Source organism: Aquimarina acroporae (assembly GCF_023195925.1).
In the GTDB taxonomy this organism is placed as follows: Bacteria; Bacteroidota; Bacteroidia; order Flavobacteriales; family Flavobacteriaceae; genus Aquimarina; species Aquimarina acroporae.
The window spans coordinates 1-22,054 of the sequence record NZ_JALPRE010000019.1 but is presented as its reverse complement, the minus strand read 5'-3'; the positions used below and the strand labels follow the sequence as shown (position 1 = coordinate 22,054).

Below are 22,054 nucleotides of genomic sequence, written 5' to 3'. Positions count from 1 at the left end.
TTATCGTCTTTAGTACTAGAAATTGATACTTTAAACAAGAACATGTCGAAACATACATCAATTAGAAATTTAATTTATTTTCTTTTTTTAACACTCATCGCATCTTGTGACGACGGTGACATTATTATCACAAGCTTTGAATTTGATGATGTAGATTTACAACTTTGCACAGGATCAAAAGAAAATGAATTCGTTTTCTTTAAAATAAATGAGAGCATTAATGAAGCTATTTCCTATAATTTCATAAGTGATACTTATTCTGAAACTACCGTAACTCCCACTCCAATTACTATCAATCTCGATAATACAACGAATAGTTTAATTTACAGACAGTTTAGCGCTACAATCACTGCAGATTATTATTGTTCAAACATACCACCTGCAGATATATTGGTTAATGAAGAATTGGTAGGAGCGTCTGGTATCGCAGAAATTTTTAATGAAATCATCCAGGAGGATGATAATGATGGTGTTCCTGCAGAGGATGAAGATATCAATGGTAATGGGAATTTGGAAGATGATGATACCGATGGAGATGGAATTCCAAACTATAAAGATCAGGATGATGACAATGATAATATATTAACTAGTGTAGAGTTACCCAACAATATTCCCGACAATGATGATCCAAGAGACTCTGATGGCGATCAAATCCCTGACTACTTAGATGATGACGATGATAATGATGATAAATTAACCCGAAATGAGGATAGCGACGCCAATGGAAACCCATTGGATGATTTTTTAGATGAAAACAACAGAATAACACCTTTATATTTGGATCCTGATGCTGATAATGCAGAGGTTATTGTTGCTCCCAGCAAAAACAATACTGTGCAAACTACCTTCAGAACTACAGTTACTGTGAATCAACTCATGTTTGATGGTGACAACGCCAATTTTGAAGACAATTCGTTCTCTTTCGGTTTCAGAGATATTACCGTTTCTATAACTACAGAATTATAAAATAACAAATGAAAAAAACTCTTTTTCTTATTATAACCATGTCTCTTTGTGCTTTGAGCTGCAGTGAAGGTGATATTATTGAAGACAATTTTAGTTTTTCAGGTACCTTGGAGAATTGTTCTACCGGAGATGATTTTGTATTTTATAAGGTTGATTCTGAAATCAACCAAGCTTTATCACTAAATTTTACGAATACAACTTTTGAATTAAATACTGTTCCCGAAGAATTAACATTTACTGTCACCCTAAATAGTTCTACAAACACTTTAATCTACAGACAGTTTGATTCTACTATAGATGGGAATAGCTATTTTTGCTCCAGTGTGCCACCCGGGAACATATTAGTAACCCAAGAACTAATAAGCACCAATGGAACAGCAACCATTACCTATGCAGTTCTGAGTGAAACCACTACCGATATTACTTATACCCGCACCATAACATTGACGAATATTACATTAGAAGGAAATGGTATCGCTGTACGTAAAGAATTAATTGAACTAGGAGCAGATGAACTCACAGTTGCTAAGTAGTATCTACTTTGGGTTCTGAATAATATATAATTCCATAGCGCCTAACCCATACTTTTTATAATCTGCATCAGAGATTCTTACATTATCATATCTTCCAAAAAGGTATTTTAATTCTTCTTTTAATACTCCTTGTCCTACTCCATGAATAAAGACAACTTTGGGTATTCGTTTTGATATTGCAAAGTCTAATTGCCTTTTGGCGGTATCCAATTGCAGAGTTACCATATCATGATTTGTCATTCCTTTGGTAGATTTGATCAGTTTATGAATATGTAAATCTACTTCCATAGGTGGAGCGTTTCTTTCTTTGGGCTTAGAAACTGGACGCTTAGGTTTCTTTTTATACACCTCTTTATGTTGTAAATTTTTGTGCACCTCTTCATAAGAAGGAAGAATCATTTCTCCCGATTGTACCCTTACCACTTCAGAAACCAAAAAAGTCATCTCAAAACCGTCTTCGGTTTCCAAAACCACTTCACCATCATCAATAGCTACTATACTTCCAGTAATTGGATCATCAATTACCGATACAATATCTCCTATTTCAAACACTCCTTTATTCTTCCTCATCATACTGGTTTTCAGCAGGGTTTTCGTTAAATTTTGAAGGCAATTTAGAGTTAACCAAAAACAAACCAAACATCAACAATATCAACCCAATACTTTGTATGTAATAATTCTTTTGGGCGGCAGCAATCTCTGTGATCAATGCCAACCCACCTCCTACTATGAAAAGTATGCTAATTATCTTTTTAATTCTATCATAATTCATATCGCAAAAGTATCAAATAATAGATTTTTACCGACATGATACTATAAATAACTTAATTATGTATATTGCAGTGAACAAAAAACCTATACCCTTGGAAAAATACATGCTCCCATGCCTAAATAAAAAGCTTTTTGGTGTAGATTGTTTGGGTTGTGGTATGCAAAGATCTATCGCTCTTTTATTCAAAGGTGAATTTGTAGCTGCCTTTTATATGTATCCAGCTATATATCCTCTTATATTTTTAGTTTTATTTCTTGGGACTAACATTTTTGTTAAGTTTAAATACGACAGTTTTGTTAAAACTGGCCTAATCATAACCACTATAGCTACTATGATCATAAGCTATGTGGTGAAAATGAACACAATTTTTAATTAAACCTTTATTTATGGAAAAACAAACTTTACCTAATTCAACCCTGATTTTAGTCTTTGGTATTCTATCTATTTTAGGATGCTGTTGTTATGGTATTCTAGGTATTATTTTTGCTATTGCAGCCATCGTTATGGCAAAAAAAGCAACTGCTATTTATACTGAAAATCCTGAACTATATACTGGATATCAAAATGTAAAAACAGGAAAAATATTGGCTATAATTGGATTAATATTAAGTATCATATACTTGATATATACAATTTTCTTATTTGCTACTTTAGGTTCGGAAGGTATTATGAATATGCAAGAAGAAATTTTAAGAAACTACGGAGGATAGTATATTCCTTTTATATATGACTACTGGATTGTCAGAAAATTATTTTTAACTAAATCTTTATTTATGGAAACTAATCAACAGAGACCCAAAAACTACCTAGTAGAATCTATCTTAGTTACAATCTTTTGTTGTTTACCCTTAGGAATCGTTGGTATTATAAATGCCTCGAAGGTAAACTCTGCTTTTGATCAAGGAAACTACGATGAAGCCAACAAAGCATCTGCAGATGCCAAGAAATGGACAAGAATAGGTTTTATTGCAGGAATAATTTTCGTTGTTCTTTACCTTATTTTCATATTTGCAATGGGCGGAATGGCAATGTTAAGCGGAGGCGGTTATTAATGAAAATCAAATATATAGGTATAGGTATACTATTATGCATAATAGTATACCTATATTATTTTAACAACCCTGCTATTGAAGGGCTGTTCCCAGCATGTCCCTTTCATAGTGTAACCGGGTTGTATTGCCCGGGATGTGGTAGCCAAAGGGCGCTACATCAATTACTACACTTTAATATTCTTCAAACGTTAAATTATAATGCCTTATACGTACTTGGTTTATTTACCATTTTCTACAATATTATTGTAGAGGGTATAAATAGATTCACTGCAAAACAGTATTATAATTATTTATACCATCCTAAAACTCCTATCATTTTTGGAATTATTATCGTTCTGTTTTGGGTTTTAAGAAATATACCTGTTGAGCCGTTTTGTCATTTAGCTCCGTAAGACAACTATTTGAAATATAATTATATGTTATCACCATGAGTTAACAATCAAAAAGAAGCCATTATTGACCAATTGACAAAAGAAAATGAAATCGCAATCATATTGATTTTATTATTGAGTGCAGTCTGTTTGATATCTTTGATTTTACTACAAAACAGCAAGAGAAAGAGAAAATATTATATGAGAAAGTACTTCGAAATACTAAATACTGAAACCATCTAAATAAAAAAGGAGACCTATAAAAGATCTCCTTCTCTTATGTAAATAATTTTAAATTATGCTTCTGCAGTTTGAGAAGATGAGGCATTAACAGCTAGATTATAAACCACTAATCCGAAGCCTATTTTGTTAATAGCATCTCCGATGTTGTATATAACGTCCATTGCCAATCCTCCAAAAATTCCATCATACCAACCCGGGGTTCCCGCCATGTAGCCGATAGGATAAATAGCCCATCCTACAAGTACAAACCAGCATAATGTTTTATGTGCTGAAAGAACAGCTCCACCCGCACTTTCTGCTAGTTTTTTTGCTTTACCTAACCAAATATCATAAACAATAACGAAATATGCTGCACCCGAGATTAGCCCCCAGAGCCACGCTTGATCTCTATAAACCGCCTCTCCGAAGTATCCAGTTACTAGCATTATAACAGACAATACAATCAATCTCCACATCAAAGACTTTTTGGCTCCAGCTACTTTTAAAATCAAGTAAAACTCCACACACATCAATGGAACGGTTAGTATCCAATCTACGTAGCGAAAAAATGTCGGGGAACTGCCATTTGCATACCAATAGTCTCTCATATACCAGTAATGTACAGCAGCTATGAACGTAATTAATCCGGAAACCAAAATAGAGGTCTTCCACTTTCTATCGTAACTGTTCATACTAAAGAAGAAGAATACAGACGCAGCCATCATTGCCATGCATCCAACAAAAAACGTAAATCCTACATAATCATTTGTAGCGATTTCAGGGGTCAGGATAGTTAATAACATATTTTTCATAACATTTAATATTTTGTTTAATCAAATTTAAGAAAGGTTAAACAAATAATGTTTAACTTTAAGACAATTTTATTAAACAAAATGAAAAATAGACAATCAATTATTACGAATTTGACAAATACAATGTTAATAGCTACCTTTTTTTCACTTTGGCTTTCTGTCTATTTTGAAAACCAAATAGAAAATTATTTAGCCTATTTCTGTATTCTTTCTTTAGGCATTCTTCATGGTGCAAATGATATTAAAATTGCGCAAAAGAGTAAAGCTCTTAAGAATAATTACAATTTCTTATCCTTCTTATTATCCTACTTAGTAATAATGATTTTTGTAACTATATCCTTTTATGTATTCCCAAGTATAATTTTAATAACTTTTATTGTGTTTAGTGCTTATCATTTTGCAGAACAGCACTGGATACACAAAATTCAAGAATCAGACATACTCACAAAACTGTTCCTTTTAACGTATGGCCTATTTGTACTATCGATACTCTTTTACACCAACGCTGTTGAAGTTTCACAAATCGTAGAAACTATAACTACTATCATGGTAGGTGATGAAGTTTACAAAGTTATGCTAATCATTCTCTCGCCTTTATTACTGATGCTTGGAGTGAAGTTATATCTCAATAAAAAGATATCGGTAAGTTTCGTTCAAGAGCTCTTTTATTTGTTGGTTTTTTTCATTGTTTTTCATACTGCATCCCTTTTATGGGCATTTGCTATTTATTTCATTTTTTGGCACAGCATTCCTTCTCTGGTTGATCAAGTATTTTTTTTATATGGAGCCACAAAAAAAGAGGATTTCTATAAATATCTGAAATCCTCTTTTTTATATTGGTTAGTATCGATAATAGGAATACTAATTATATATGTAATCTTTTATAATCAAGCTAAATTATTTACGGCTATTTTCTTTGCCTCTTTAGCAACTATAACATTTCCTCATGTTTGGGTGATGACCAAACTCAAGAAATAAAATGCATCGATTACTTTTCAAACTCCTTAAGAGTTTTAGTAATAATCTCTACACACTCCATCAATTGCTCTTTTGTCATTACTAATGGCGGAGCAAAACGAATTATATTCCCGTGGGTTGGCTTTGCTAATAATCCATTCTCTTTTAAAGCCACGCAAATGTTCCAAGCTGTTTCACTTTCTTCAGAATCATTAATTACAATAGCATTTAACAATCCTTTCCCTCTAACCAGATTTACGATTTTTGAATTAGCTATATATTTATTCATTTCAGAACGAAACAATTCTCCCAACTCATAAGCATTTTCTGCCAATTTTTCATCTCTTACTACTTCTAAAGCAGCAATAGCCACTGCAGCAGCAACAGGGTTACCTCCAAATGTACTACCGTGACTCCCAGGAGTTATTACATTCATAATATCATCATTTGCCAATACTGCAGAAACCGGATATGCTCCTCCACTTAATGCTTTCCCTAGAATTAAGATATCTGGTTTTACATCTGGAGTGCCAGAACAGTTTTTGTCTGTACAAGAACAGTTACCACAAGTAGCTAATAATCTACCTGTTCTAGCGATACCTGTTTGTACTTCGTCTGCAATAAAAAGCACATTATGTTTTTCACACAACGCCTTGGCCTTAGACAAATAATCCTCAGAAGGGACATAAACTCCCGCTTCACCTTGTATAGGTTCTACCATGAACCCAGCAACATTTTTGTTATTCTCAAGAGCATGTTGCAACGCTTCAAGGTTATCATATTCAATTTTGATGAACCCTTGAGTATAGGGCCCGAAGTTTTTTCTAGCTACCGGATCATTAGAAAATGATATGATTGTTGTTGTTCTTCCGTGAAAGTTATTCTCACAAACAATAATTTGCGCATCATTTTCAGAAATTCCCTTTTTCTCATAAGCCCATTTACGACATACCTTTAAAGCGGTTTCTACAGCTTCGGCTCCCGTATTCATAGGTAAAAGCTTATCAAAACCGAAATACTCAGTAGCAAACTTTTCGTACTCTCCTAATTTATCGTTATAAAACGCTCTAGAAGTAAGAGTTAAGGTTTGTGCCTGATTTACCATAGCTCCTACAATCTTCGGATTGCAATGCCCTTGGTTTACCGCAGAATATGCACTTAAAAAATCGTAATACTTCTTTCCTTCTACATCCCAAACATATACTCCTTCACCTTTACTCAAAACTACCGGTAAAGGATGATAATTATGAGCACCATACTTGTTCTCTAAATCGATTGCTTGTTGTGACGTTAATTTTTCCAAAACAGCCATTTTTAAATAATTTAAATTGATAAAATAACCATTCCTTCTGTACCTTTATCCTTCCGAAAAGACTCGAAAATTCAGCGTGGGAGAGAAATCATCCCTAAAAGAGCTGCAAAATACTAAATCTTTACCTAATTATTGATTCTGAAAATATACAATCCATGCAATTTTGAATGGTTCAAAATAATTGAGAACACCCCTTACCACTGCTCTTCAACCTTTATCACATTTTTAACTTTATACGCTATCATTCTTTGCTGCCAAAGATGAAATCTGTAACTCCAAGCGTTTCATTTCTCTTAGTAATGTATTCTTGTCCATTTGCATCCAGGCATATAGTTTTATCATGATCATAAAACTCATACTTGTAAAACCAGCTACTGACCAAATAATAAGCTCATCGGTGGTATTAGCATTCAAAAACTTCACTATACAATAAACCAACATAATAAAAGCGATAAAACTTACGATATTCATCATAATGATAATCCATCTGTTTTTGGTTTTAAAAAGCCCTCCTACCATTTCCAGAAGGTTTTGCTCACCTAGTTCATCATAAAACTTAGCTTCTTCTTTTGATAAAGTTTCTTTGATTAATGCATCAATGTCTTCCATTTTATTTTCCATGATTTCTGTTTTTTAATATTGATTTTAATTTTTCTCGGGCGGTAAACAAACGAGATTTTACGGTACCTACAGAAATTTGCAGAATACCTCCAATTTCTTTTACCGAATAGTCTTCGACATAAAAAAGATGAAGTACGATTCTTTGTTTCTTCGGAAGCTTCCCAATGGCTTCTGCCATTTCAACCTTAATACTTTCTGAATCATCCGTCTTTTCATTAAAAACAAGTATCGATTGGTCATTCTTGTATTGCTTTAAATGATCAAATTCTTTCTTTTGAACTCGTAGCCAATCCAAAGCAAGGCGAGTAACAATAGTTAGTGCCCAGCTACCAAAATTGTTTGGCTCATTTAACTGATGGATTCGAATACAAATTTTACCCCAACTATCTTGTGCTATATCCTTAGAAGCTTCAATATCTTGAGTATACCAATAGGCTTGTTTACAAAACTTAGTATGCCATCTTTTCACCAAAATCGCAAGAGCCTTTTTGTTACCCGTTTGATATTGCAATACCAATAAAGAATCAAATATTTTATTGGGCGAATTCATACTCATCTTTATACTATAGACGTGAAATTGAAAAAGAGGTTCATTTTTTTATTTCTTTTATTAAGATATATTGAATTATTCACAACTATATGCTTTCTATTCTTATTTTTGCGCTATGGCAAGAAAAAACAGAAGACAAATCTTTGAACAGATCGAAGTAATTGATGCAGGTGCAAAAGGAAAGAGTATTGCCAAAGCTCCTGACGGAAAAGTTATATTTCTGAACAATGCAGTTCCTGGTGATGTAGTAGATATACAAACCACCAAGAAGAGAAAAGCATATTATGAAGGTTCTGCGACTTATTTTCACAAAAAATCTGATAAACGAGTTGCGCCAAAATGTGATCATTTTGGAACCTGCGGTGGGTGTAAATGGCAATTCATGTCTTATGAGCATCAACTAGCTTACAAACAACAAGAGGTATATAATAATCTTACTCGCTTAGGCAAGATTGATCTTCCTGAAGTGAGCCCAATCCTAGGATCTGAGCATCAGTTTTTCTACAGAAACAAAATGGAATTTTCTTTCAGTGATAGTAGATGGCTTACTCTAGAAGAGATACAAAGTGAAACAGAGATTGAAAATCGAAATGCTTTAGGTTTTCATATGCCAGGAATGTGGGATAAGATATTAGATATTAAAAAATGTCATTTACAGGAAGACCCTAGCAACTCCATTAGGAATAAAATCAATGCATTTGCTACGCAAAATGGTATTTCTTATTATAACCCAAGAAATCAACATGGGTTATTACGTACTTTGATGATACGAATTGCATCTACGGGCGAGATCATGGTATTAATTCAATTTTTTGAAGAAGACACCGAAAAAAGAACCTTGTTATTAGATTATATAAACGAAGAGTTTCCTGAGATTACTTCTTTACAATATGTAATCAATTCTAAAGGAAATGACACTATTTATGATCAAGATGTCATTTGTTATAAAGGAAAGGATCACATTGAAGAAGAGATGGAAGGATTGCGTTTTAAAATCAACGCAAAGTCTTTTTATCAAACCAATTCTAAACAAGCATATGAACTTTATAAGGTAACCAGAGACTTTGCTGGGCTAACCGGAAACGAATTGGTATATGATCTTTATACGGGTACAGGTACAATTGCCCAATTTGTAGCCAAAAAAGCCAAAAAAGTGATTGGTGTAGAAGCTGTTCCAGAAGCTATTAAAGATGCCAAGGAAAATGCAAAACGTAATGAAATTGACAATACGGAATTCTATGTTGGGGACATGAAAAAAGTGTTTACCAAAGATTTCATTTCTTTACATGGTCAACCCGATGTTGTTATTACAGACCCTCCAAGAGATGGAATGCATAAAGATGTAGTGGAACAACTTTTATATATTTCGGCTCCTAAAATCGTATATGTAAGTTGTAATAGTGCAACACAAGCTAGAGATTTGGCGTTATTAGATAAGGAATATAAAGTTAGTAAAGTACAACCTGTAGATATGTTCCCACAAACCTATCACGTGGAGAACGTTGTATTATTAGAAAAGAGATAGATCATATGAAATTACACAAATATGCTGGGCTTATTTGCGCTTGTCTGTTGGCACTTCCTATAATTATGGGATGCGAAAGAGATGATATCTGTGCTGATGGAACCCCTACCACTCCATTTTTAATTGTAAAATTTATAGACTTTGAAAATGGAACCGAAATTAAAAATCCTACAGAATTACAGGTACAAGCTGTAGGCGTAGATTCGCCTTTTGATTTTGGTACTGTAACAGACTCTATCGCTATTCCATTAAGAACCAACGAACCTATTACAGATTATCAATTTACCATAGATTCTGATACCAGCAATGATGATACAGCTGCAAATACTGATACTGTAAGTTTTCAATATACTACTGTAGAAGAATTTGTAAGTAGCGCTTGTGGATTTAAAATAAACTTTGAAGGACTTACCGTTTCACCTCCAGAAGCAGGTACCGACGGTAGTTGGATCAGAAACATAACTATACAAAGAGAGAACGTAACCGATGAAACAACTGCACACGTATTTATTTTTCATTAGTATTTTAATATCGGGACTCACTTTTGCACAAGAGGAAGAACCAAAAAAAATATCTGCTAGAGATACCTTACCTCCTGCCGAAAAGTATGGATTGAGAGCTGGTGTAGATCTAAGCCGTATTATTAGAACAGCAGTAGACGATAATTATGAGGGCTTCGAAATTGTTGCAGATTATAGAATTTATAAAAATTTCTATATCGCCGGTGAAGTTGGAAATGAATCTCTTTTACGAGATGAAGAAAACATTAGTGTTGAAGGATCAGGAAGCTATTTAAGAGCCGGTCTCGATTATAATGTATATGATAACTGGTATGGAATGCAAAATAGTATTTATGTTGGGCTACGATATGGCTTTTCTACCTTTGATCAAACCCTAAATGATTATGCTATTTTTACTGGTACCAATTATTTTGGTCCAACCGAAATAACAGAAAGTATTGAATCTGATGGACTCAATGCCAGCTGGATAGAACTTGTATTTGGTATTGAGGTTGAACTCTTCAGTAATATTTATATGGGTGCTAGCGTGTCTTTAAGAAGTTTAGTGAGTGAAAAAACTCCTGAGAGGTTTGACAACCTATACATTCCTGGATTTGGAAGAACAAATGACTTTAGCAGTATTGGTGTTGGATACGGATATTCTATAAGTTACCTTATTCCTTTTGCTAAAAGAAAACGATAAAAAAAGACCCAAGAAATATGGGTCTTTTTTTATCATTTCTAAGTATTCTGCCTAAAAAGCTTCTTTTAATAATTCTTGAAGTGCATTCCAGGATTTTTCATCTGCGTCTTTATTATATGCCAAAGGTAAATTAAACTTTTTCCCTAAAGAATCTGCAGCTTTACTAGTAAAAGAATGTGTCGTATTCTCATATGCTATATACTTATAATCAGCTTTCAAACTATCTAGAGCTCCTTTAAAAGCATTTACCGATTCTACAGATACAAATGGATCATCTGCACCATTACATACCAATATTTTTGCTTTCAGCTTATCACTTGGCATTACCGGAAGCTGCACCCCGCTATGAAAAGCTGCTACAGCATCTAAATCGAGACCCGCATTAGCCATAGTTAAAGCAACGCTACCCCCAAAACAATAACCAATCGCAGCGATTTTATCTGGATCAACAGATTTTTGAGATTTTAATATTTCTAATGCCGCATTAAATCGTTTGGTAGCACTATCAATGTTACCCATAACGCTCATAGCAAATTTACCAGCATCATCTGGGTGCGATGCTAACTTACCATCGCCATACATATCAACAGCCATAGCAACATAACCCAATTCAGCAAGCATTTTTGCTCTTTCACGAACATAATCGTTATGCCCCCACCATTCATGAACAATAATAACTCCTGGTCTCTTTTCTTCAGAATTTTCATCATAAGCTATATACCCTTTCATTTTTAAACTATCGGAAACATAATCAATTTGCTCCCCTTTAACTTTTACTGGCTTTTCGACAGCAACCTCGGTTTGCTCCTCCTCTACAGTGGTTTTATTCTCTGATTTATTTTGATTACAACTTAAAATTAAGAATGGAAAAAATAATAATACAAGATATTTCATAGTGATTTATATTACTTAGTTAGTTTAAATTAATATTGTTTTTTTAGTCTTCTACATAAGGAGCACCAGCTTGTTCCATAGTTTTCAATACAGAATTCACTTCATCTGTAAGTCCTTTAAACTGAGAAGAAATCGTGTTTAATTGATTTTTTATTATGTTCATAGTCTCCACATGAGTAGCTGTTGGTCCATAGGTAGAGCGTTGTACTCCTCTAAAAATAGCGAACATTCTAGATTGAATTGTAGGCCTACTTTTCTCTCCTACCTGTCCTTTCGACGGACTTCCGCTAAATTTCTTTTGAATACCCAATAAATTATTTTTTAAAGCAAAAATTCTAGCATCTAGATCTCCAGGAGGAGTATTTGCCATTTTTAATGCGGTTTGCATAGCATTAATTTTTTTATTCATTTTTGCGAGTTTCAAATCTAGTATTGACACCTCTTTAATCGTATTTTCATAATCTCTCCAAAACGCAGTTACATCTTCTATTGAAGCTCCTTTTAAAGCTCCATTTCTAAGTTGTTTTACTTCAAAACTCATGGGCTCAGATAATGAGGTTACCACACCATTTTCTACTTTAGATAACGTAGCGGTATACTTTCCTGGTGCAGCCATAAATCCTTCTGGAGCTCCAAAAGAGTTAGCTCTGCTATTCAATACCACTGCATCTGTAGCTGGGTATTTCAAATCCCAGGCAACTCTATGAAAGCCCGGAGTAACAGGTCCATAAACTCTACGAACAGTGTTTCCTTTACTATCGGAGATTGTAATTACAACTGCTGGCTTTGATGCTATTTGTTCTGCATCCACTTTTTCCCAACCCGGGAAAGAAGTATCATTGTTCTTATTCTTTTTTTCCAGTTTTTGACGAGCTTCAGAAACTGATTGTAACCCTTCTTTTAAATAATAGGTAAAAACAGCTCCAAAATCTGGATTAGGTGCAACATAATGCGAAGCTCCTAAACTACCTTTTTTATCTTCAAAATCAATATCTGGTCGCGGAACATACCACCATGCATCTCTAGTTGAAAACAATGTAGCTTCTTCGTTTAATTTAGATTCAGATATATTTCTCAATACTGAATAATCATCAAGAACAAAAAATCCTCGACCAAAAGATGCAGCAACCAAGTCGTTCTCTCTTCGTTGAATCGTTAAATCACGAAAAGAAATTGTAGGCACATTTCCCTTTAACTTTATCCATTTATTTCCTCCATTGATAGTGAAATAGATACCAAACTCTGTAGCTATAAACATCAGGTCGGCATTAATATGATCCTGAACCAATCTCCAAACCAATGTTCTATCAGGTAAATTCCCTTTTATAGATTTCCAGGTACGTCCATTATCTGTACTTTTTACTAGATAAGGGTTAAAATCTCCATATTTATGGTTATCTAAAGCAGCGTAAACGGTATTAGAATCAAAAAGATCGGCTCGTATATCATTAACAAATGCAGTAGAAGGAACACCTGGTAATGATCCTACATTAATTCGTCTCCAAGTACTACCACCATCTTCGGTAGCCTGTATGATCCCATCATCAGTTCCAATATACAATACTCCATCTTTTTTAGGAGATTCTGCAATAGAGGTGATCGTATTATAATTAGACATTGCTAAAAAATCCCAAGGAGCATCCCAAGATTGTTTTTTACCCATAATAGGTAATTCAATTCGTTCCTGATTTTTGGTTAAATCACCAGAAATGGCGGTCCACTTATCTCCTCTATTATCTGATCTCCATAAGCGCTGCGAAGCAAAATAGATTCTTTTAGGATCGTGAGCACTTACCAAAATAGGTGCATCCCAATTGAACCTTTCAAAATTTTCATTTTCACCTGGTTGAGGCTGTATATCGATTACTTCTCCGGTAGTAAGGTCTATTCGAGATAGGTTTCCTTCCTGCCTTTCGGCATACATGATATCTGGATTCCCCGGTTCTGTAGCGGGTTGATGTCCATCCCAGTTTAAAACAATTTTCCAATCTGAATTTTGAATACCTTGCACATTGTCTGTTCTTGAAGGCCCTCCTTGTGTACTATTATCCTGAGTTCCGCCATAGATATTGTAGAATGGCTTTGCATCATCGACAGCTAATTTGTAAAACTGAGTTACCGGTAGGTTATCAACAAATTTCCAGCTATTGGTAAGGTCAAAAGATTCGTATAAACCTCCATCAGTCCCTACTAATAAATAATTCGGATCATTCTTTTTAAAAGCAATAGCATGATTATCGGAGTGCTTATGCTCTTCTTTCATTCGTTTAAATGTTTTTCCTCCATCATCAGAAATTTGCATCCGAACATCAACTAGATATAATCTCTCAAAATGATGTGGAGATGCATACAACTCCTGATAATAGTGTGGGCCGGTAGCCCCAGAAACCGCATCAGATTGCTTGGCCCAAGTGGTTCCCCTATTTGAAGAGCGGTAGACTGCTCCTGTTCTCCTATCAAGCTCAATTGCCGCATAAAGAATATCTGGTTGTTGTGGTGAGATCGCAAGTCCGATCTTACCCATCCAGGATTTAGGCAACCCTTTTTCTAAAAGTTCCCAAGTTTCACCACCATCAGAACTTCTGTGAATTCCAGATCCGGGACCACCTCCCATATATGCTGCAACGGTACGATGCCTTTGCCAAGTTGCTGCATATAACCGATCTGGATTTCTTGGATCTATGTGTAAATCTGTAACACCAACCCATGCATTATCACCAAGTGTCTTTTTCCATGATTTCCCGCCATCTACCGATTTATACAGACCTCTTTCTCCTCCTTTTTTCCATAATGGCCCTTGTACCGCGACCCAAATTATATTAGTATTACCTGGGTGTACTATAATTTTAGAAATATGTTCAGATTTTTTCAATCCCATATTTTCCCAAGTAGCACCTCCATCTTTACTTCTGTAAACTCCGTCGCCATATCCTACATGACGGCCTCCAACGTTCTCTCCTGTTCCTACCCATATCACATTATGATTTGTTGGATCAATGGTTACACAACCAATAGAATAAGATGTTTGTTTGTCAAAAATAGGATTCCATGTTGTACCCGCATTAACCGTTTTCCATACTCCGCCAGAACCTACAGCTACATACCATACGTTTTCATTTTTTGGGTGTATTGCTATATCTGCGATTCTACCCGACATAAATGCGGGGCCTATATTTCGAAATTTAAGACCTGTAAATACCGAATCTGTCAGCGACGAATTTTGAGGAGTAACACTTCTGGATCTTTGTCCCATTGCGGCCAATGAGAATATCAATAAGAAAGAGTATACAAAGACTTGTGTGAGTTTTTTCTGCATAAGAATTTTGGTGATTAGTTAACACTAGAAAATTATTGTTATTTCAATAATTTTCTCTTAACAAAAACATAAAACTCTACAGAATAACTTAGCTTCTATATTCCTTAGATTTGACTAGCGTTGATACTTCGCTTTTTTACTCCCAGCATACATTTCATATTTCACTAATCTAGATTCCAGCTTACCATTAAATACCTTAATTTTTCTTGATGGTCTAAGTCCAACATATTTAAGTGCCGTCAGATTCCCTGTAATAAACCAAGCATTAGTACCGGGATAATTTTGTTTTAGAGTATCTCCGATTTGACCATAAAACTTTTCAATATCAACCTCTAAACGTTCATCATAAGGAGGATTAAAAGCTATATGAAGAGGTCCTTCTATTTCTTTGGATGATGTAAAAAAATCTCCTTCTTTTATATTTACAAAATCTGTAAGATTAGCATTTTCAACATTTTTAAGAGCTTTTTTAACCACTGAAGGGGCTTTATCCATACCTATAATACTGTGATGGAAATCTCTAGTTTTACTTAAGCATGCTTCCTCTATTTTTTCGAATAAATCCAAATCCCAATCGAGCCATTTTTCAAAGGCGAACTCTTTTCTATTTAAATTTGCTGGAATATTGCATGCGATCATTGCTGCTTCTATAGCCATGGTTCCACTCCCACACATTGGATCTAAAAAGTCACATTGTCCATCCCAACCAGATAATAACAGTAATCCCGAAGCAAGAACCTCATTAATTGGAGCTATATTGGTAGCAGTACGATATCCTCGATGATGTAGTGACCCTCCAGAACTGTCTAAAGAAATTGTACACAAATCTCTTTGTATATGTACATCTATAGAAAGATCTGGGTACGTTAAGTCAACATTAGGCCTTCTACCCTTTTGTTTTCTAAACCGGTCTACAATAGCATCTTTAGTTTTTAAAGCAATAAATTTAGAATGATTAAATACCGTAGAGTTCACTGTAGCATGAATTGCAAAAGTATCGTCTACATCTAAGTAATTCTCCCAGCGAATATTTTGAACGAAATCATATAAATCTTTCTCGTTTTTAATTCTTCTTGAAGTAATGGGTTTTAAAATTTTTATGGCAGTACGTAAACATAAGTTAGCTTTATACATAAATCCAGTATCACCATAAAAGCTCACCATACGATTACCTATCTCAACTTTTTGAGCACCAAGATTTCTAAGTTCCTTTGCCAAAATATCTTCAAAACCGAAAAGTGTTTTGGCTACCATTTTAAATGAATTACTCACTATTTTCTTATTCTATGTTCAGTAATTAGCAATTTCTTCGACTAAGAAGTAAACTTTACTGCTTATTTATAAATTTCAACGGCAAAAATACATTAATTTTGCGCCCTATGCTAAAAGATTCAACAATGTGGTACGAGTCATGGTTTGACACTCCGTATTATCATATACTATATAAGGATAGAGATCACTCTGAGGCAAAAGAGTTCATGGACAACCTCAGTAAATACTTGAGCCTGGAAAAAGGAGAGAAAATACTCGACCTTGCCTGCGGAAAAGGCAGACATAGTATTTATCTTAATAAACTTGGTTACGATGTTACTGGTGTAGATTTATCTAAGAATAGTATAGCATATGCCTCACAGTTTGAAAACGAAACGTTAAGATTTAGAGTGCATGATATGTGCCAACCGTATCCCGATAAATTTTCTGCGGTGTTCAATTTGTTTACAAGCTTTGGCTATTTTGATAAGGAAGAGGATAATCTTTCTACGATAAAAGCTATAAAGTCAAACCTAAATGAACAGGGGTTTGGAGTAATAGACTTTTTAAATCTAGATTATGTTACCACAAATCTTATTGCAGAAGAAACAAAAAAAGTAGGCGAAATTACTTTCCAGATCAAAAGATATGTTGAAGCTGGGTATATTTTTAAAGAAATCAGGTTCAATCATAATGATGAAGACCATTTATTTACTGAAAGAGTTAGAGCATTAACTTTGGAGGATTTTAAAAGTTACTTCGATAAAGCAGGAGTATACTTATTAGATATCTTTGGAAATTATCGACTTCATAAATTTGAGAAAAGTACTTCACCTAGACTCATATTAATATTTAAATAGGGTGTATAATTATATTTTATCTATAGCGGCAGTTTTTATTGGAAGCTTGATCGTATTCATTTTCAAACCTTCTAACCAGAAGAATTTGAAACTATTATTGGCATTCAGTGGTGCTTTCTTACTTGCCATTACCATTTTTGATCTTTTACCCGAAGTTTTTGAAAACAATGAATTTGCCAAAAGAACCGGTATATGGATCATGATCGGAATTTTACTGCAAAAAGTTCTTGAATATTTTTCTAAAGGTGCAGAACACGGGCATATACATTTAGACAAAAACACTCATCAAATCCCCATACTGTTATTTACAAGTTTAGGTATACATGCCATTCTTGAAGGTTTTCCTATTCATCATACAGAAGGTATTCTTTTAGGTATCATAATACACAAAATACCGATTGCCATGATACTTACTACGTTTTTATTAAACACAAAGATTAAGACATTTGCCATAATAATGACTTTATTTGTTTTTGCTTTATTAACTCCTTTAGGCACCTTTATTAGTGAACATATAGCATTAACTCAAAAATACTATAGAGAGATTACTGCCTTAGTGATTGGTATTTTTCTACATGTATCCACTACCATATTATTCGAAAGTAATGAAGGCCATAAATTTAATATCACCAAACTAATGGTAATCTTATTGGCAACATTTACTGCTTTTATAATATAAGCTATGTTTAGCAGAGAAGAATCTAAACAAATACGACAAGAATTTTGGACCAGTTTTGGAAAGTTGTACCCGCAGAAGTGGTTGTTATATAATACTAAGATCAAAGATGTAACCCTTAAATTTACATTCACTACAAAAAAAGCTCAAGTATCTATTGATATTGAACCAAATGATGAAGTCTTTAGAACTTACTACTATGAAAAAATTGTAAGTTTAAGAAAGATTCTTACTTCAGAATACCTCAAGGATATCATATATAATCCTGAATATCAACTCGAAAATGGAAAGATTATCCCTAGAGTTTATGTTGAATTAAGTGATGTGAGCATACATAATAAAAAAAACTGGGATGAAGTGATGAAATTTCTATCAGTAAATATGATCCAACTTGAAACCTTCTTCTTAGAATATAAAGATTTCATACAAGATTGACTCTCAAAACATAATTTCCTAAAACCAATCAAAAAGGTAACTTACTACATCAGAAAGTTTTACAATTTCTGTGTTTTTTTCGGCTCTCAATTCAAAAAAGAAGCTTTATTCCTACAATAAAATAACAAAAAATCACCTTTTTTCGCATTTTAGCATATTATTTAAGCATTTAAACCTTATTTTAACTTTTTTTGAATATATTTACGTGCCCCAAAAACGAAATAATGATTAGCCTTAAAATATTTAGATATTTTATATGCTTTATCTGTACCTGCTTATTCTTCATAGATTCGCATGCCCAGCAATATGAAGAAATGTCTGCTGCAGAACTTAGAAATACCTTGTCTCGTACCGAAAAACATCTAAATTCGGTAGGAAGAGCTAGAGGTATTATGATTACCGAAACAATCATAGATATAGCAGAAAAATTTAATACCAAACAGCAGTATTACCTAAAAGCTAGTTCTTATAATTTACTGGGTAAAATATACTTCTCCTCCAGAGACTACGAAGAAGCGTTAGAGAATTTCAAGATTGCCGAGTTGTTTTCAAAAGAATTAAGCGGATTTAACGATCTTGCAATAGACATTAATAACAATATGGCACTGGTTTACTTAGAGGGATTTAATAAACCAGGAAGAGCACTTAAAAGAATAAACAACATCTATAAAAATTCTTCAGAATTAGACGAATACACAAAACACCTTGTTCAGCTTAACCTAGCCAACATATATTTAAAAACCGAGCATTATCACAAGTCCAACAAACTCCTTAAAAAGTGTTTAAGTTATTTTGAGAGAAATCCTGAATACACTCCTAAATTGGTAATGACCTATACCAGTATTGGTGAGTATTATGCGCATATAAGACATTACAGTAAGGCCATAAAAAACTTTGAACTAGCTGCTTCTATAGCCGAGAAAAATGAGTTGTATCGTCAAGCGATGGTTATATATGAAAAATATGAAAATCTACTTATCAAATTAGGTAATAAAGAAAAAGCATATGTAATCTTAAAAAAATACACCAAGCATCATCAAACAGCCCTCGAAAATGAAAAACTAGAAGCAGACCGATATAAAAAACAATTGACGGTAAGTGAGGCTAAAAAAACAATAGAAACTCAAAAAGCTCAACAGTCTAAAACCGTATCTATTTTTACACTTACTCTACTCCTGCTATGCTTAACCTTATTCTGCTTTTTTGTGTATAATCACAAAAAAACTAAAGTGCTTGGAGAGTCTCTAGCTTTGAAAAATAAGGAATTAAAAATCTCGAAAGAAAAGTCTGATCGTCTTGCTGCTGTAAAAACAAAATTTATTTCTACGGTTAGTCATGAACTAAGAACCCCCCTTTACGGTGTAATTGGTTTATCATCAATTCTAATGGAAAGAATAAAAGATGAAGAAAATCATAACTTCATTAAGTTAATGAAGTTTTCTGCCGATCACCTCCTTAATCTCATCAATGATGTTTTACAAGTTACCAAAATGGAATCTTATGAAATACAGCTAGATGAATCTGTATACAACATTAAGAACCTGGCAAATGATATCAAAAACTCTTTTGAATATCAAGCTGAAAAAAATGGAAACACACTACATCTAAATCTTGATCCAAACATTCCGAATATGTTAATCGGAGATCCGGTAAGATTATCACAAATCTTTATTAATTTAATTAGTAACGCAAATAAATTTACAAGAGAAGGAAATATTTGGCTAAACTTTATACATCCAAAAATAAATAATGACACTGTTGAAATTACTTTTGAAGTTAGAGATGATGGAAGAGGTATTCCATTGGAAAAACAGGAACTAATCTTTGAAAAATTCTCTCAGGCAAATTCTACCGATCATACTACTGGAACAGGGTTAGGGTTAAATATTGTAAGAAAGCTAGTAAATCTTCATGGTGGGGATATAAAAGTAAAAAGTGTTCCTAATGAGGGTGCTACTTTCTATTTTAGCATTCCTTTTAAAATTCATGAATCTAAAGATGAAGAAATAGCCCAACAAATACCAGAAAATGTGGTTTCTCTGGAAAATAATACCGACTACAACATTTTGATAGTAGAGGATAACAAAATCAATCAAATTGTAACACAAAACATTCTAAAAACTAAAGGATTCATTTCTGATATTGCCGATGATGGTCTTGTCGCTGTAGAAATGGTAAAACAAAATCACTACGACCTTGTATTGATGGATCTTAACATGCCTAATATGAATGGTATGGAAGCTACAAAGAAAATAAGAGAATTTAACCTAGATATCCCTATAATCGCATTAACTGCATCTGATACAAAAGATACCATTACAGAAATACTAAATACCGATTCCGGCTTCTGTGATTATATGCGTAAGCCTTTCAAAAAGGAAGAATTTTTCAAAAAAATCAATTCGTATTTAGTTACCAATATTTCTAAAGCTTCATAAACTATTTTCTAGATTATAAAATAGAAAATAAATAGGAAATGAAAAATACTTCCTGCAAGAACAAAAAGGTGCCATATCACATGACTAAATGAAACTTTTTTGAGAGCATAAAAGACAATTCCAAATGTATAGGCAGCTCCTCCCAACATGAGATACATCATTCCTTCTTCTCCCACAACTTTTGTCAAATAATCTATATCCAACATAATTAACCATCCCATGATTAAGTAAAGAAGAACAGACAAAAATTGAAATTTGCCGGTAAAAAATAATTTCATTATTGAACCGAATAGTGCAAAACCCCAAACCAAAAAAAATAACAGTTTCCCTTTGCTCGCAAATAAGGTAACAAGCGTTACAGGAGCATAGGTGCCGGCTATAAGTAAATAGATCCCTATATGATCCATAATCCTAAACTTTTTCTTCAACTCGGCGTTAGAGGTGTAGTGATATGCTGTAGAAGCAAAATATAGCACTAATAAGGAAATAGAATATAATATGATCGAAAAAGTACTATATACTGTTTTATGTGTATTATAGAAAATAAGAAGAAAAAAACCAACAACGGATAATATAAGACCTAGCCCATGAGTTAACCAATTCCATCGTTCTTCTATAGGAGACTGCATACTCATATCCTTCTATTTTGTTTTTGAAGACAATTCTGAAAGTAAGCGATCTACATCTTCTATCGTAGGTAATTTCCCTATGAGCTTTCCTTCTGGTGAAATTAGAAATTTGGCTGGTATTTCAGACACTCCATATGCTCTAGCTATGGGGGATAATAATACAAATCTATTTTGATGTACTATTTGATTTTTCCAGATGAAACCATCCTTTTCTGCAGCTTTTTTCCAAGAAACCGAATCCTTCTCTAAAGCTACTGTAACTATTGTAAGCTTATCTTGATATTTTTGATGAAGTTTAGCTAGTTTAGGATTTTCTCTTCTACAAGGTGGACACCACGATCCCCAGAAGTCTAACAAAACATATTCTCCTTTTAGACTAGATAGCTTAAATGGTGTTCCATCTACTAAAGTAGTTTCAAAATCAGGCGCATCTTCTCCACTACCCGCTCCGGAAAATTTTATATACACATATGTGACTATAATCATAGCCAGCACTGCATAAATTATGTAGTTGAATACTTTATTCATAGATAAAGGCACTTTCTTGTTATAAAAGATAAGCAAGATACCAATAATGACATAACTATATCGTTATTTTCACATTTCTATAGCATAAAAAAACCCTCATCATAATGATAAGGGTTTTCAAAAGAAGGCGG

Annotated in this window: 25 protein-coding genes; 14 read left to right on the top strand and 11 right to left on the bottom strand. The window is 33.7% G+C overall.

Annotated features, from left to right (window positions below):
• Positions 1-42: 42 nt before the first annotated feature.
• Together M0D21_RS21160 and M0D21_RS21155 are read left to right on the top strand one after the other, a co-directional pair.
• Positions 43-966 carry a hypothetical protein gene (locus M0D21_RS21160; protein WP_248333230.1) on the top strand — a complete coding sequence of 308 codons (924 nt, stop codon included), beginning with the start codon at positions 43-45 and terminating at the stop codon, positions 964-966.
• A gap of 8 nt (positions 967-974) precedes the next feature.
• Positions 975-1,499 carry a hypothetical protein gene (locus tag M0D21_RS21155; RefSeq protein WP_248333228.1) on the top strand — a complete coding sequence of 175 codons (525 nt, stop codon included), beginning with the start codon at positions 975-977 and terminating at the stop codon, positions 1,497-1,499.
• A 3-nt stretch (positions 1,500-1,502) separates the two neighbouring features.
• On the opposite strand, the gene M0D21_RS21150 is transcribed toward M0D21_RS21155, so the two are convergent.
• Positions 1,503-2,072, bottom strand: a complete 570-nt coding sequence (locus tag M0D21_RS21150) for a DNA mismatch repair protein MutS (protein ID WP_248333226.1) — start codon at positions 2,070-2,072, stop codon at positions 1,503-1,505.
• Positions 2,056-2,271, bottom strand: a complete 216-nt coding sequence (locus tag M0D21_RS21145; protein WP_248333223.1) for a hypothetical protein — start codon at positions 2,269-2,271, stop codon at positions 2,056-2,058. Before M0D21_RS21145 ends, M0D21_RS21150 begins: the two co-directional genes overlap by 17 nt.
• 58 nt (positions 2,272-2,329) lie before the next feature.
• Here M0D21_RS21145 and M0D21_RS21140 point away from each other — a divergent pair, with 58 nt between their 5' ends.
• The 4 genes from M0D21_RS21140 (at position 2,330) to M0D21_RS21125 (ending at position 3,715) form a co-directional block, all read left to right on the top strand.
• On the top strand, positions 2,330-2,647 hold the full coding sequence (locus M0D21_RS21140) for a DUF2752 domain-containing protein (RefSeq protein ID WP_317250820.1): 318 nt from the start codon (positions 2,330-2,332) through the stop codon (positions 2,645-2,647).
• A 10-nt stretch (positions 2,648-2,657) separates the two neighbouring features.
• A complete protein-coding gene (locus M0D21_RS21135; RefSeq protein ID WP_248333221.1) occupies positions 2,658-2,981 on the top strand; it encodes a CCC motif membrane protein in 324 nt (107 codons plus the stop codon).
• 63 nt (positions 2,982-3,044) lie between these two features.
• Complete coding sequence (locus tag M0D21_RS21130) at positions 3,045-3,323, top strand: CD225/dispanin family protein (protein ID WP_248333219.1); 279 nt, start codon at positions 3,045-3,047, stop codon at positions 3,321-3,323.
• A complete protein-coding gene (locus tag M0D21_RS21125; protein ID WP_248333217.1) occupies positions 3,323-3,715 on the top strand; it encodes a DUF2752 domain-containing protein in 393 nt (130 codons plus the stop codon). The genes M0D21_RS21130 and M0D21_RS21125 overlap by 1 nt, the downstream gene beginning before the upstream one ends.
• Positions 3,716-3,990: 275 nt before the next feature.
• Here M0D21_RS21125 and M0D21_RS21120 read toward each other — a convergent pair whose 3' ends face one another.
• Positions 3,991-4,728 carry a bacteriorhodopsin-like gene (locus M0D21_RS21120; protein WP_248333216.1) on the bottom strand — a complete coding sequence of 246 codons (738 nt, stop codon included), beginning with the start codon at positions 4,726-4,728 and terminating at the stop codon, positions 3,991-3,993.
• An 81-nt stretch (positions 4,729-4,809) separates the two neighbouring features.
• On the opposite strand from M0D21_RS21120, the gene M0D21_RS21115 reads away from it, so the two are divergent.
• On the top strand, positions 4,810-5,706 hold the full coding sequence (locus tag M0D21_RS21115; RefSeq protein ID WP_248333214.1) for a Brp/Blh family beta-carotene 15,15'-dioxygenase: 897 nt from the start codon (positions 4,810-4,812) through the stop codon (positions 5,704-5,706).
• Positions 5,707-5,716: 10 nt separating this feature from the next.
• Here the strand turns inward: M0D21_RS21115 and rocD are convergent, their stop codons facing one another.
• The 3 genes from rocD to M0D21_RS21100 form a co-directional block, all read right to left on the bottom strand.
• Positions 5,717-6,997 (bottom strand): ornithine--oxo-acid transaminase, encoded by a 1,281-nt coding sequence (gene rocD / locus M0D21_RS21110; RefSeq protein ID WP_248333212.1) that lies wholly within the window; start codon positions 6,995-6,997, stop codon positions 5,717-5,719.
• Positions 6,998-7,228: 231 nt separating this feature from the next.
• Positions 7,229-7,618, bottom strand: a complete 390-nt coding sequence (locus M0D21_RS21105; protein WP_248333210.1) for a DUF6768 family protein — start codon at positions 7,616-7,618, stop codon at positions 7,229-7,231.
• Positions 7,608-8,168 carry an RNA polymerase sigma factor gene (locus M0D21_RS21100; protein WP_248333208.1) on the bottom strand — a complete coding sequence of 187 codons (561 nt, stop codon included), beginning with the start codon at positions 8,166-8,168 and terminating at the stop codon, positions 7,608-7,610. Before M0D21_RS21100 ends, M0D21_RS21105 begins: the two co-directional genes overlap by 11 nt.
• Before the next feature lie 115 nt (positions 8,169-8,283).
• Between M0D21_RS21100 and rlmD the strand changes: the two genes are divergently transcribed.
• From rlmD to M0D21_RS21085, 3 genes are read left to right on the top strand one after another with little or no spacing between them, the layout of a single operon-like run.
• Positions 8,284-9,693 carry a 23S rRNA (uracil(1939)-C(5))-methyltransferase RlmD gene (gene rlmD, locus M0D21_RS21095; protein ID WP_248333207.1) on the top strand — a complete coding sequence of 470 codons (1,410 nt, stop codon included), beginning with the start codon at positions 8,284-8,286 and terminating at the stop codon, positions 9,691-9,693.
• Positions 9,694-9,698: 5 nt separating this feature from the next.
• Positions 9,699-10,214, top strand: a complete 516-nt coding sequence (locus M0D21_RS21090) for a DUF6452 family protein (RefSeq protein WP_248333205.1) — start codon at positions 9,699-9,701, stop codon at positions 10,212-10,214.
• Entirely contained in the window at positions 10,180-10,896 is a 717-nt protein-coding gene (locus M0D21_RS21085) for a DUF6048 family protein (RefSeq protein ID WP_248333203.1), read from the top strand. The genes M0D21_RS21090 and M0D21_RS21085 overlap by 35 nt, the downstream gene beginning before the upstream one ends.
• Before the next feature lie 51 nt (positions 10,897-10,947).
• Here the strand turns inward: M0D21_RS21085 and M0D21_RS21080 are convergent, their stop codons facing one another.
• From M0D21_RS21080 to M0D21_RS21070, 3 genes are all read right to left on the bottom strand, one after another.
• Positions 10,948-11,790 carry a dienelactone hydrolase family protein gene (locus M0D21_RS21080; RefSeq protein WP_248333201.1) on the bottom strand — a complete coding sequence of 281 codons (843 nt, stop codon included), beginning with the start codon at positions 11,788-11,790 and terminating at the stop codon, positions 10,948-10,950.
• A gap of 43 nt (positions 11,791-11,833) precedes the next feature.
• Entirely contained in the window at positions 11,834-15,106 is a 3,273-nt protein-coding gene (locus M0D21_RS21075; protein WP_248333199.1) for a VPS10 domain-containing protein, read from the bottom strand.
• A 114-nt stretch (positions 15,107-15,220) separates the two neighbouring features.
• Positions 15,221-16,360 carry a THUMP domain-containing class I SAM-dependent RNA methyltransferase gene (locus M0D21_RS21070; protein WP_248333358.1) on the bottom strand — a complete coding sequence of 380 codons (1,140 nt, stop codon included), beginning with the start codon at positions 16,358-16,360 and terminating at the stop codon, positions 15,221-15,223.
• Between the two features lie 125 nt (positions 16,361-16,485).
• Between M0D21_RS21070 and M0D21_RS21065 the strand changes: the two genes are divergently transcribed.
• The 4 genes from M0D21_RS21065 (at position 16,486) to M0D21_RS21050 (ending at position 20,766) form a co-directional block, all read left to right on the top strand.
• On the top strand, positions 16,486-17,217 hold the full coding sequence (locus M0D21_RS21065) for a class I SAM-dependent methyltransferase (protein ID WP_248333197.1): 732 nt from the start codon (positions 16,486-16,488) through the stop codon (positions 17,215-17,217).
• 85 nt (positions 17,218-17,302) lie between these two features.
• Positions 17,303-17,896: a ZIP family metal transporter gene (locus tag M0D21_RS21060; RefSeq protein WP_317250816.1), complete on the top strand. Its 594-nt coding sequence runs from the start codon at positions 17,303-17,305 to the stop codon at positions 17,894-17,896.
• A gap of 3 nt (positions 17,897-17,899) precedes the next feature.
• Positions 17,900-18,328, top strand: coding sequence for a DUF4268 domain-containing protein (locus tag M0D21_RS21055; RefSeq protein ID WP_248333194.1), 429 nt, complete (start codon positions 17,900-17,902; stop codon positions 18,326-18,328).
• A gap of 224 nt (positions 18,329-18,552) precedes the next feature.
• Positions 18,553-20,766, top strand: coding sequence for a tetratricopeptide repeat-containing hybrid sensor histidine kinase/response regulator (locus tag M0D21_RS21050; protein WP_248333192.1), 2,214 nt, complete (start codon positions 18,553-18,555; stop codon positions 20,764-20,766).
• A gap of 8 nt (positions 20,767-20,774) precedes the next feature.
• Here the strand turns inward: M0D21_RS21050 and trhA are convergent, their stop codons facing one another.
• Positions 20,775-21,401, bottom strand: coding sequence for a PAQR family membrane homeostasis protein TrhA (trhA, locus tag M0D21_RS21045; protein ID WP_248333190.1), 627 nt, complete (start codon positions 21,399-21,401; stop codon positions 20,775-20,777).
• 6 nt (positions 21,402-21,407) lie between these two features.
• Positions 21,408-21,923 carry a peroxiredoxin family protein gene (locus M0D21_RS21040; RefSeq protein ID WP_248333188.1) on the bottom strand — a complete coding sequence of 172 codons (516 nt, stop codon included), beginning with the start codon at positions 21,921-21,923 and terminating at the stop codon, positions 21,408-21,410.
• Between the last annotated feature and the right edge of the window lie 131 nt (positions 21,924-22,054).